We start from the raw sequence: 9468 nt of genomic DNA, 5'->3' as shown, positions 1-9468 counted from the left end.
ATTGCTATTTAAGCAGACTTTTTCTCTCGGCGTACTGCTTTCGGCATTCTTCCTATCCACTCTTCAATTAGTTTTAGTTTGTAAAAACATGGGGCGGTTTCATGCGGTTCGCCATTGCCAGAAACATGGCGATACTCTCGGCCTTCCATCCACGAGGTATTTCTTGCGTGTTTAATTGTGTTCTTTTTTAGGCCTGTTACGGCCATAAGTACCGACTCAGAAACCCATTCGGCTGGTACAAGCTGAATAACATTATCCATTTTGGCCTCTTATCTCTTTATCAATCCCATCACCGATTCCACTTAAACTGACCATTCAGCACGCCGATGGCGAAAAGAAGCCAAGCCAGCTTGTAGCCAAGCCAGCTTGTAGCCAAGTGGCTTTAGCTTTTCGTAATGGCGCAGGATGATAGGGCGGGTGATGGAGTCTTTGTTGGTGTTAGCCGGCAGATCGGCGAGGGTGGTTTTAATTTCGTTGTTACAGTTTCTTGCTGCTGACTGGAGGGCGTTCTGTCTCTCTTCGGGAGTCACGTATCACTCCTTTGGCTTCCGGTAACCGGCATCATAAATCGCCTCCATTCCCTTTCTATCCCAATCATTTCCAACATCTACACCTTTGACGTCAGAAAAATAAATGGATAAAAGGTCATCAACGGTAGCCTTTCTCCGCTCAGCCTCTTCCCCTTCAAGAATCTCATTACATAAGCCCACGCACTCATTGCAGATATTCACCTCAGGTCCGGTAATGACACGAACCTCGCTTTCATGCTTTTTGCAGAATGAGCATGTAATCCCTGGCGGCAGCTCTTCAACTTTCCACTCAGCGAAATCAATCTTTATATTATTTGCCATCATCAGTGAACTCCATTCACAGCATCACCCACCACATAGACAACCAGGCAGATAATGAATAGTGCAAAGCATATGCCTAACAGTATTTCCGTTACTTTTGGTTGGTTCATGCTGCCTCCGAACTGCCAGGTATTAGTTTGATTGATTGATCGCACTCATTTCCCCAGGTATCCCACCCCTCTAAATCCTTCCTTGAAAACAACTCGATGCGCTTCACATCTCCATACAGCAATTCAAGCCGGTTGCGTACTTCCCACGGCTTTTCGCTATGCTCGCCCAATGGTGAGTACACAACTTGTTTGATACTGGCGTTAAGCCGCTCAAGGCCATTGCCGCGCACTGCAATCAGCACATCCTCCGTATTGGCCCTGGTGTAGTTGCCTCCATTCATTCTGGATTGAGCATTGAGTAGAGCGAGGAAGTCATAGAAGTCGTTAACCTCACCAGCCGCCAGCGCCTTATTTATATGGTCCTCTGCCAGTTGGTTCAGCTTCACCCATGTGAAGCCCTTCATCGTGCGAACCTGAAAGCCCCACGCTTCAGCGAGTTGCTTGGCTTCGTCATTGAAGTTGCCGGTGTACCACATGGCGAGAACTGCATCGGGTGCTGCTAGGGACCAAACAGGGAGGCGTTTTAAATCGGTGAGTGACATTGTGTTGTAGTGATTAATTGCTGCGCCGTTACTGGCCTTGTTCCCGTACTGCCAGGGTGGGTCACAATAAATAAGCTGATAACCACTCATGCCGCCATCCCCTTGCGCCGCTCATCAATCTCATAATCATCACGACACCCAGCATCACAGAACAGGCCGCGAGCAATCGGCTGGCGACACTCTGAGAAGTGGCACAGACCGGTAAATGTCATTGTTGGCTTGCGATTAGCTATTCCGATTTCAATGTTGAGTAATTCAAGGTTTTGGGCTTGGTCGATTTCGTCGCACATTACGCCACCTCATTTGTTTGTTGGTTCAGCAATCCAAACTTGACGATTTCCAGCACGCCAAGCACCTCACAGAGGCCTATCTCGCCGTCATACTCGCGAATAAGGTCATTGATTCGGCCAGTTAATTCAGCAGGCAGCGGGAATTTACGCTCGACTGGGAGCATTGAAATAGCCATGGGGATACTCCAGATTTAGTGAAATCCGTTTCTGTGAGTCCGTGGTGGGTGATTAACGCTCTATAAATTCCTTCTCGCCATTTACCCAGCCATCTTGATAATCTTTTTCAGGTGGGGTGGTCATTACTGCGAATTCTTCAACGTCAGACCAATCCATATTATTTTCCGCCCAATCTTCTATATCTTCGTCATGGGCAATATATACACCGTTATCGGCGGCATGATCCTGAACTACATGGGTCGGAACGGCCCACTTGCTGCCGTCAGGCATGGTGATTTCTAAGTGTTGCATAGGTAACCTCTGAATTTAGGCAATAAAAAACCCCGCATTAGCGAGGCTCATTGAGGTGGTGTGCTTACTTTCTTTCTGGCGGGGTATATTCCATTTTACCCATCGTTCTACCTACTTCCCTATAGTGCTTCACTCGGTCGCGAAAATACTCACGTAAATGCGCTGGCTGCTGTTCCTCTATCTGAGCAGGGATAACCGGCATGTTGTAGCGTTCTTTGAATGCAACGCCGCTGGCGGCTAAGTCCACAGCCATCTTGTCTTTATCTTCTTGCGGTTTATCAGCGAGATTGTAGCTCATGGCTTCCTCCTATTCGTTTGGAGGATTATAGCGCGGTTATCTATACACTTCGCTGCACATGAGCACAACGTTGGGCTTGCGCTCTTTAATCAGCGTTGATATTTGCTGGCATTCGGATTGAGTGGGGTAGATATCTTCGGTAACGGGTAGGGTGTTGCAACTATCGTTAAAGCAGGAAGTAATGAGAAGAACAAAGCCGATTAGCATTAGGCACCCGACATTTTTGCTTTCAAAGCGAGTAGAAGATTAGGTTTTGAATCTTTCCAGTCCGCAGGGATATTTGAATTTTCTGTACCTCTAGCTGATTCAAATCCGCGCCAGAATGCTTTGCGCATAAATTCAGTAATATCCTCCACACCTAAACCCGCCGCTGGCTTGGATTCTGTGAATAACAAGGTGCCGTCTTGAAAGTTATCCCAATCAGCCTGGTCGTGTAGACAAGCTACTCGCGCCGTTCGTGTTCCGTCAGAATCATAATCACTCAACACAATCTGACCAATCGGCGGCAACGCTTTCAGCTCTGCAAGTTGCTCACGCAGTGATAGCGATTCTGCGCGCGATTCCAGTAGCTCAATAGCCATTTGCGTAACTATTGGATTCTGAGCACCACCAACATCTACCGCCACTGGATTCGCAATTTTCTCTAACTGCTCTTCACTCAGCATCTGCATTCCCCTCTACCGTGAAACCGGCGCTTTTAACTTTCACGCTGAACTCAAGGCGAGCCGCATTGTAAATTGCGGCTAGGTCTTCATTACTGAACTCTTCATCAACGAAATAACTAGCGCTTCTACGGGGCGGCAGCACAACAGGCTTACTCAGCTTCTCGTTTGCCGCTGATAACGCTGCTTCTGCTGCCAATAATTTAGTATTTATGTCTGCTATTGAGTTCATCAGTCGTGTAATTTGGTACTCAAGTAGCCCACCAACATTAGTTTTCCCTATATGTTCATCCCATTCATTATTTTGCAAAAGGGTGATGATATCTCCGACATCAGAAGCTAACTTGGCGTATACATCCCGCTCTTTCTGCGCCGCTTCCAGTTGGGCTATCAGTGCTTGGATTTTTTGAGCCTGCATTTCAACAACGTTGACCGGGCAAAATCCAGTTACAACTCGATATTCTTCTGGCTTTCCGCGCATATTACGAGCTGTTAATTCGACATCGCGATATGCGGACTTCAATTCTTCGATGTTATTCATCAGCTGTTACTCCTCAGGCTTTCACGGAATTTCTTATGCCATTTTCTAGCGCGATTTTGTCTAGCCGATAGATTCCTTTCCATCCATAAGTGAGGGTAATTAGCGCTAAAAACCAACCATCCACGATTACTTACTCGAAGCCTTCCGTTAGTGAACATCCCTAACAGCCGCTTAGCTTCACGATTTGATTTCATGCTCACCCCTCAGGCTGGCGGCGAAACTCAATGCTTCTTTGCTAGCTACAGCCCAATGCCGTTCGGCCTCGTAATCACCATTGCTGTCATCTGCCCACGAATTAAATGCTTCCGCCAATTCATCAACACCCTTCGCCTTTGCCTCGTTAAGCGCCTGAGTGGTGGCTGGCATACTTCCAACGATGGAGAATCCATGAAGTAACTTACCCACACCATCCATTCCAATCTCATCACCAATGATTTCTGTAAGCTGCTCGGTTGCATTTGAAAATATTCTCACCGCTTCAATAGCGGCCGCGTTCTCAGCAACCAACTGCTGCACCTTGGCAATAGTGTCACCCGCCACAGCACCGGTAATACCCAAAGCATCGGCAATCAGAGTGCAGGTATTGAGTGCAGCATCACGCTCAGCTTTTAACGTTTCATAATCAGTATTTTCAGACATAACTATTCCTCAGCAGATTGACTGCCGGTAATGGGGGGGTTAGGCTGGGTGATTAAGCTCGGAGGCTTTGAATCATTGCTGAGATATATTTTGCTTGATGGATTGCGTCATCCAGAGCATTGTGATGAACGCCTTCGCGAATAAAGTCTTTAACATTTAGTGGCGATAAATCCACGACCGTTCTTACATCGCGCACATTCCAGAATTTCCAAGGTACATCAACGTTAACTGACGAAAACCAGCTTTCAAGAATTGTGATATCGAAGATTGATCCATTCCCCCAAACAAAGTCATTTTTATCAATTCCACTCGCCAAAGTATTGGCTACAGCCACCGGATCTTCCGTGCCACTAAATGCAGCTTCTTTTGCCTCTGAAGATTGCTGTTCCCACCAATCCAGGGTTGCTTGAGAAGCATGACCATACTTTTTCGCTTGTTGGCCCATGCTTGCGTAAAACTTATCGCCAATCTCGCCAGTATTTCGGTCAAAGCGAACAGCGCCGATAGATAAGACCGCGCAACCGTATGTTGTGCCTAGAGTTTCAATGTCGATCATGATGTCTTTCATACTTATTCCTGTTGTTAGTCGCCATAGCCACCACGGTCGCTACCTGTTCGAGTTGGGCCGTGATTTTGCGTGTTAGGATTGGCTGCGTAATACTCAAGCCAGTTATCTATATTTGCAGCTTTCCGCTGTTCAGCCATTGCTGGCGGTAGTGGTGGACTGTGTGCCGTCATGGCGTTAATTCTGTGCAGCATCCCTGCATATAAATATCCGTTTTCATACAGCCGTTCGTGTTCTTCTCCCCGCTTTGCACAATCAAAAGCCGAGAGGCATCCTGAAATTATTTCTGCATAATTTTCTTTTCTGATTGTCATGGGATTACCTGCGGGGAGTTGTTACATCAGAATGGAATATCGTCGTCAAAATCCATTGGCGGTTCGCTGCTTTGGTGCGCTGCCTGCTGCTGTCCCTGCGCGTGTTGCTGGCCCCATTGCTGCTGATTTTGCGGCGTTGAACTCTTCCCTGATTCTTGCTGCTGCGGCTTTCCCTGTTTATTGCCAGCTTCGATAAATCCTAATCTGGCGTTGTTCAACTCTAGAGTGATGGATTGTCCGTTTTGCCCATCGTAAACGTCGACCTTGATGCTTTCCCCGAACACCTCAACGATAGCGCCCTCCATGAGCACCTCCCTGTAAAACTCCGCTTGCTTGCCTTCCTTGGCAAAAATCACAGCCTGGTAGTTGGTGAATTCGTTTTTCTGCGACTTCCTGTCGTAGTAGCGAACCCCGCCACGTATTCCAAAGCCTATGGAATCACCAGCGGCAAACTCCCTTGCCGGTTTCTGTAGCTTGATAGTTATTGTGTGTCCCATTACGCCGCCTTTTTAAGTTCTGAGTTTCGATGCTTGAACACGTCAATGCATTTTGCTTGGTGATCGGATGATTCAGCCAGTGCGTTCCATGTCGCGGTATATATCGATTTCAGTTCTTCAGAGCTTTGGCAATCTGATGCTTGAGCCGTGAAGTCTGCGAGTATTTTGTCAAATCCTCTGTCTACATTTGGCCCTTTAACTTCTCTAACAACTGCATCATTTCTTTGCAGAGGCAGCGCCCAAGCAGGCAGTGTGGGAGGCGTCCAGTAGATTGTTTTCTTGTCTTTAGTGCTGGCTCGGTTCCAACCATTGCGCTTTTCCAGGCTAACTTCTGCGAACCCCTCTTCAAGCTGATATAGATATCGACCAATCCCCCACTGGACAGCGGCGCGTTTCATTGCCCCTGACATACCGCCTTTTACCGCCTCAACCTGCGTGTTCTCGGCTGCGTCCCATTTAGTGATCCACTCTTCTTCAACCTTGATGGATATGCCGCACATAACGCCGCTATCTGGAGCTGGCTGAAACTCATTGCGCCAGAATGCTTTTCCACAAACATCATCGAGGCGCTTCATAATTGCCCGGTTGGTAACATAAGCCAGCACCATAGCCCAAGGCTTGCCGTTGCTTGTCACTCCGCAAGACTGAACTCGCCATTCAATATCAGCGGTAGGGAACGGCTCATCTAATTTATTCAAATCCACGTTGCGCCTCCTGAATTCTTTGTTGCTGCTGACTTGTGCGCTGATCTGCATTGGCTTCTATCTGTGCCATTTCATCCGTGAATCGCGGATCAGCTATCAGTCGCGTCCATGCAACTGATTCGAGTGCTGCGTAAAATCGCTCGTCCTGCGTCATGCCGCCTCCATAAGCTCAATTGATACCGATACATCCATTTGGTAAATACGACGCTTGGCGGCTGCGCAGGATAGGTAATTAGCTGCTGAACGCCTACTACCTGCTTTGCGGCAAGACTTCGCGCAAACCAGCCAGTGGTTATGCCACCACTTAAGCTCCCTCATGGTCATAGCGGATTCCCCTTCGTGCGTAGAAACTCAACTATCTTGTCCAGCAAGCTTTTGCGTGGCGGGGGAGTGAAACTTGCTGATGTGAGGCGGTAGGCCGGTGAGTGCTGAATTTTTGTCAAATAGTTAGTAGAGCATCCCGATGCGGGATACCCTGCAATGGCGTATTGCATAGGGATACCTTTTGATTAGTAGTGAATGTTGAAGTGGTGTTGTTAGTTTGATTTTTGAGTGTTGACTGCGACGGCGACTAAATCAGAGAATGTGCTGCGCCAGATATGTCCGCCCTGAATCCCAAGGGCTTTCGCTAAATCAGCCATGGCTTCTAATTTGTTATCACCGAATCCAGCGGGTGATTCTTGTAAATCCACAAAGTCCTTTTTATGGGCGCACCATGAGTTGCCGTCTTTTACAATTTCCACGCCAACAACTTCGGCAAACTTATCTGCGTCTGTATCGTTGCAGTTCCATTTGCTAGCTAATTCGTTGATGCGAGATGCTTTGGCACCCAAGGCCATTGATTCAACCAGAAGCTCCCACGCGCTTTTTCTGTCATGCGGGTCAACTGCCCATGCACATCGAGCGAGGTCTGAATCTCGAATGTCTGCAATGGCTTCTGGGTCTGGTTTATAAATAAGGTCGCCATTTACGTGTAAGTAATACCAACCGACTATGCTCATGCTCATTTCCTTGTATTTAGCCCACAGCAAAACACCGACAGTTGTCAGGCTTACTCTGGGGATTGGTGGGGGTGGGGAGTTACTCGGTTACTTCTTCAAATTCACCATTTTCATTCAGCGAATACCAAACATCCGGCTTAATTCCGTTCTCGCCAACTTTGCTGGCACGGATATGAATTATCTCGCCGTCGTCATTTCGATAACACAGAACAATAGCCCCGTTTTCTGATGCCTTAGCTTTACCACTCTCGCCGAATGATGCGGCTACAGATTGCGATCCAGAGACTTCTGCCGCTGACCAGTTGCCAGTGTTGGTTGCCGCTGACCAGTTGCCAGTGTTGGTTGCCGCTGACCGGTTGCCAGTGTTGGTTGCCGCTGACCAGTTGCCAGTCATTATCTGCTGTTCAAGCGACTTATCAACTTTGCTCCAGATCCAATCAATGCCGCGCTGAATAAACTGAGGGAGAGTGAGTTCCGCTGTAATAGTTATGCTGGCGCTGGCTATTTTTGTATCGCCATCCTCTTCACGGTCAATAGTGCCAAACGACTCAGTTACCGCGTAACGACTATCAGCTGGTGAGTAATATCCGAAAACATCAAAAGGGGATTCACAAGCGTGGAAGCCAGAACCGCACGCCTCGACCTTTCCCTCATGCGTGAACGTTTTCCCGATTTCGAACTGGTAGCCACGGCATTGAAGATTTTGGTCAAAGCCTTTAAAGGTAATCACTGTTTCTTTGCTCATGCGGTCATCCTCAATTTTTAAGCATTAAAAAAGCCGCATAAGCAGCTCGTTGTTTGTTTCAGTGGTCTTATTGCTGCCACCGGTTAAGTGGCAGGGGTAAGGTCACTGGGGTTCCGAGATGAAATCTAATACTTCCTGCGAATCACCATCACACAGAGCTACATATCCATCCGCATGCATTCGTTGAAGCCATTCAATGCTTATGTTTCGATATTGACTCATCATTCATTCCTCATTTACCCGCCAATTTAGGCCGTTATGTTCTGCGCTAACTTCATGTCTTTAACTCGGTATCTTTTCACCACAGTCTCATCAATACCGCAGCATATGCATAAGCAAACAGCTTCCATGTGGTTATGCTGCTTCTCAGTAGCTGGACACTGAACCGGAACATCTACCCATGAGTTTGAGCTGAGATGGCTTACCACTTTGTGGACATAAATCTCATTTGGAGCGCCGTGGCGTTTTTGCTCAATCAGAGCGTAATCACCAAATTTAAACTGGTGCATTCTCTTACCCCTTAACTATGTGGTGGGCCTACTTAATAACGTGATAGCAATCTTCACGAATGTTACGGAAGCCTGCTGCAAACTTAGCTACCTCTGGCAAACATATATTGTCCGCGCTTGGCTGCTCTGTACTGCGAATGGGTATAGACATCGTTGCTTTACATATCCGAGATGTGCAGCCCTCAGAGAGCTTTGTGAACGCTGCTTCAATGCGGCTTGCCAACACTCGGTTGGCATCCTTCGCCGCGAAGAATTCACCTGTACGCTTAAATTTGCGTGTCTTTGAATTCTCTTTGGCTGGTTTGATTGTGATCGCTACCATGATTACCTCCGGTGATTGGCTTTGGTCTTGGTGTCCAGTGATGAATTTCTGGATTGAGCTAACATCTTTCGGCGGTGGAAATTGCATTTACCTCTTAGGCGGGGGATTTTCCGCTACTCGCCGTAACCGCATAGGCTGCACATCATCACTGTGCACTCACCAAGCCAAAGCCAACTTCTCTTTGGTCTCCCAGACTATCCGGGAGAAATCCGTCAATGTTAAAGAGCACTTCCTGTCGTACTGCGTCGGCGTCCTGCCGTGTTGATGGATTAAAATATACAGACAAAACTGTATTATCGTCAACAGATAAAACTGTATTTATATTTAGATTGAACATACACGCCTGTTTTTTAAGGTGATTTATTTTTAAAATAACTGTGAAAAAGTGATTTAACGGGATTTGGGCAATA

At 47.3% G+C, this 9468-nt stretch carries 20 protein-coding genes; all 20 read right to left on the bottom strand.

Translation table 11 applies throughout. From position 1 onward, the window contains the following. Positions 1–8: 8 nt before the first annotated feature. The 20 genes from xisR to FTB31_RS15850 all read right to left on the bottom strand — a co-directional run bounded on the left by xisR (position 9) and on the right by FTB31_RS15850 (position 9058). Positions 9–260: an excisionase family protein gene (gene xisR / locus FTB31_RS15945; protein WP_050148831.1), complete on the bottom strand. Its 252-nt coding sequence runs from the start codon at positions 258–260 to the stop codon at positions 9–11. A 42-nt stretch (positions 261–302) separates the two neighbouring features. After that, positions 303–530 carry a hypothetical protein gene (locus tag FTB31_RS15940; protein WP_227731575.1) on the bottom strand — a complete coding sequence of 76 codons (228 nt, stop codon included), beginning with the start codon at positions 528–530 and terminating at the stop codon, positions 303–305. Between the two features lie 3 nt (positions 531–533). Further along, on the bottom strand, positions 534–854 hold the full coding sequence (locus FTB31_RS21530; protein ID WP_072081870.1) for a ClpX C4-type zinc finger protein: 321 nt from the start codon (positions 852–854) through the stop codon (positions 534–536). A gap of 103 nt (positions 855–957) precedes the next feature. Next, the gene (locus FTB31_RS15930; protein ID WP_227731574.1) at positions 958–1593 is read right to left on the bottom strand and encodes an MT-A70 family methyltransferase; all 636 of its coding nucleotides are present in this window, start codon (positions 1591–1593) and stop codon (positions 958–960) included. Further along, positions 1590–1793 carry a hypothetical protein gene (locus tag FTB31_RS15925; RefSeq protein ID WP_227731573.1) on the bottom strand — a complete coding sequence of 68 codons (204 nt, stop codon included), beginning with the start codon at positions 1791–1793 and terminating at the stop codon, positions 1590–1592. Before FTB31_RS15925 ends, FTB31_RS15930 begins: the two co-directional genes overlap by 4 nt. Continuing rightward, a complete protein-coding gene (locus FTB31_RS15920) occupies positions 1793–1969 on the bottom strand; it encodes a hypothetical protein (RefSeq protein ID WP_186368509.1) in 177 nt (58 codons plus the stop codon). Before FTB31_RS15920 ends, FTB31_RS15925 begins: the two co-directional genes overlap by 1 nt. 52 nt (positions 1970–2021) lie before the next feature. Further along, complete coding sequence (locus tag FTB31_RS15915) at positions 2022–2261, bottom strand: hypothetical protein (RefSeq protein ID WP_227731572.1); 240 nt, start codon at positions 2259–2261, stop codon at positions 2022–2024. A gap of 64 nt (positions 2262–2325) precedes the next feature. Beyond that, positions 2326–2559 (bottom strand): DNA polymerase III subunit theta, encoded by a 234-nt coding sequence (locus FTB31_RS15910; RefSeq protein WP_050111199.1) that lies wholly within the window; start codon positions 2557–2559, stop codon positions 2326–2328. A gap of 206 nt (positions 2560–2765) precedes the next feature. Then, positions 2766–3224, bottom strand: coding sequence for a hypothetical protein (locus FTB31_RS15905; protein ID WP_227731571.1), 459 nt, complete (start codon positions 3222–3224; stop codon positions 2766–2768). Next, positions 3214–3762, bottom strand: coding sequence for a hypothetical protein (locus FTB31_RS15900; protein ID WP_227731570.1), 549 nt, complete (start codon positions 3760–3762; stop codon positions 3214–3216). The genes FTB31_RS15905 and FTB31_RS15900 overlap by 11 nt, the downstream gene beginning before the upstream one ends. Before the next feature lie 177 nt (positions 3763–3939). After that, positions 3940–4401 carry a hypothetical protein gene (locus FTB31_RS15895; protein WP_227731569.1) on the bottom strand — a complete coding sequence of 154 codons (462 nt, stop codon included), beginning with the start codon at positions 4399–4401 and terminating at the stop codon, positions 3940–3942. A 52-nt stretch (positions 4402–4453) separates the two neighbouring features. Beyond that, entirely contained in the window at positions 4454–4969 is a 516-nt protein-coding gene (locus FTB31_RS15890; protein ID WP_077174410.1) for a 3'-5' exonuclease, read from the bottom strand. 14 nt (positions 4970–4983) lie between these two features. Then, entirely contained in the window at positions 4984–5280 is a 297-nt protein-coding gene (locus FTB31_RS15885; RefSeq protein ID WP_227731568.1) for a hypothetical protein, read from the bottom strand. Positions 5281–5306: 26 nt separating this feature from the next. Next, on the bottom strand, positions 5307–5777 hold the full coding sequence (locus FTB31_RS15880; RefSeq protein WP_050077668.1) for a single stranded DNA-binding domain-containing protein: 471 nt from the start codon (positions 5775–5777) through the stop codon (positions 5307–5309). After that, positions 5777–6481 carry a Rad52/Rad22 family DNA repair protein gene (locus FTB31_RS15875; protein WP_227731567.1) on the bottom strand — a complete coding sequence of 235 codons (705 nt, stop codon included), beginning with the start codon at positions 6479–6481 and terminating at the stop codon, positions 5777–5779. Before FTB31_RS15875 ends, FTB31_RS15880 begins: the two co-directional genes overlap by 1 nt. Then, positions 6468–6635 carry a hypothetical protein gene (locus FTB31_RS15870; RefSeq protein WP_186371821.1) on the bottom strand — a complete coding sequence of 56 codons (168 nt, stop codon included), beginning with the start codon at positions 6633–6635 and terminating at the stop codon, positions 6468–6470. The genes FTB31_RS15875 and FTB31_RS15870 overlap by 14 nt, the downstream gene beginning before the upstream one ends. Positions 6636–7017: 382 nt before the next feature. Continuing rightward, complete coding sequence (locus FTB31_RS15865; RefSeq protein WP_227731566.1) at positions 7018–7482, bottom strand: hypothetical protein; 465 nt, start codon at positions 7480–7482, stop codon at positions 7018–7020. Positions 7483–7561: 79 nt separating this feature from the next. Continuing rightward, positions 7562–8227: a DUF7666 domain-containing protein gene (locus tag FTB31_RS15860; protein WP_227731565.1), complete on the bottom strand. Its 666-nt coding sequence runs from the start codon at positions 8225–8227 to the stop codon at positions 7562–7564. Positions 8228–8475: 248 nt separating this feature from the next. Further along, positions 8476–8736, bottom strand: a complete 261-nt coding sequence (locus FTB31_RS15855) for a hypothetical protein (RefSeq protein ID WP_050287282.1) — start codon at positions 8734–8736, stop codon at positions 8476–8478. A gap of 28 nt (positions 8737–8764) precedes the next feature. Beyond that, positions 8765–9058, bottom strand: coding sequence for a transcriptional antitermination N peptide (locus tag FTB31_RS15850; protein ID WP_227731564.1), 294 nt, complete (start codon positions 9056–9058; stop codon positions 8765–8767). Positions 9059–9468: the final 410 nt, after the last annotated feature.

It is taken from the genome of Yersinia proxima, from assembly GCF_902170785.1.
Lineage (GTDB): Bacteria > Pseudomonadota > Gammaproteobacteria > Enterobacterales > Enterobacteriaceae > Yersinia > Yersinia proxima.
This window is presented reverse-complemented; position numbering and strand designations above follow the sequence as displayed.

Bases quoted from the DNA above. Each gene is read 5' to 3' on its own strand.
- FTB31_RS15895 (WP_227731569.1), bottom strand. From the start codon at position 4,401: ATGTCTGAAAATACTGATTATGAAACGTTAAAAGCTGAGCGTGATGCT.
- FTB31_RS15855 (WP_050287282.1), bottom strand. From the start codon at position 8,736: ATGCACCAGTTTAAATTTGGTGATTACGCTCTGATTGAGCAAAAACGC.
- FTB31_RS15915 (WP_227731572.1), bottom strand. From the start codon at position 2,261: ATGCAACACTTAGAAATCACCATGCCTGACGGCAGCAAGTGGGCCGTT.
- FTB31_RS15900 (WP_227731570.1), bottom strand. From the start codon at position 3,762: ATGAATAACATCGAAGAATTGAAGTCCGCATATCGCGATGTCGAATTA.
- FTB31_RS15910 (WP_050111199.1), bottom strand. From the start codon at position 2,559: ATGAGCTACAATCTCGCTGATAAACCGCAAGAAGATAAAGACAAGATG.
- FTB31_RS15930 (WP_227731574.1), bottom strand. From the start codon at position 1,593: ATGAGTGGTTATCAGCTTATTTATTGTGACCCACCCTGGCAGTACGGG.
- xisR (WP_050148831.1), bottom strand. From the start codon at position 260: ATGGATAATGTTATTCAGCTTGTACCAGCCGAATGGGTTTCTGAGTCG.
- FTB31_RS15890 (WP_077174410.1), bottom strand. From the start codon at position 4,969: ATGAAAGACATCATGATCGACATTGAAACTCTAGGCACAACATACGGT.
- FTB31_RS15860 (WP_227731565.1), bottom strand. From the start codon at position 8,227: ATGAGCAAAGAAACAGTGATTACCTTTAAAGGCTTTGACCAAAATCTT.
- FTB31_RS15905 (WP_227731571.1), bottom strand. From the start codon at position 3,224: ATGCTGAGTGAAGAGCAGTTAGAGAAAATTGCGAATCCAGTGGCGGTA.
- FTB31_RS21530 (WP_072081870.1), bottom strand. From the start codon at position 854: ATGATGGCAAATAATATAAAGATTGATTTCGCTGAGTGGAAAGTTGAA.
- FTB31_RS15885 (WP_227731568.1), bottom strand. From the start codon at position 5,280: ATGACAATCAGAAAAGAAAATTATGCAGAAATAATTTCAGGATGCCTC.
- FTB31_RS15920 (WP_186368509.1), bottom strand. From the start codon at position 1,969: ATGGCTATTTCAATGCTCCCAGTCGAGCGTAAATTCCCGCTGCCTGCT.
- FTB31_RS15865 (WP_227731566.1), bottom strand. From the start codon at position 7,482: ATGAGCATAGTCGGTTGGTATTACTTACACGTAAATGGCGACCTTATT.
- FTB31_RS15870 (WP_186371821.1), bottom strand. From the start codon at position 6,635: ATGACGCAGGACGAGCGATTTTACGCAGCACTCGAATCAGTTGCATGG.
- FTB31_RS15880 (WP_050077668.1), bottom strand. From the start codon at position 5,777: ATGGGACACACAATAACTATCAAGCTACAGAAACCGGCAAGGGAGTTT.
- FTB31_RS15850 (WP_227731564.1), bottom strand. From the start codon at position 9,058: ATGGTAGCGATCACAATCAAACCAGCCAAAGAGAATTCAAAGACACGC.
- FTB31_RS15925 (WP_227731573.1), bottom strand. From the start codon at position 1,793: ATGTGCGACGAAATCGACCAAGCCCAAAACCTTGAATTACTCAACATT.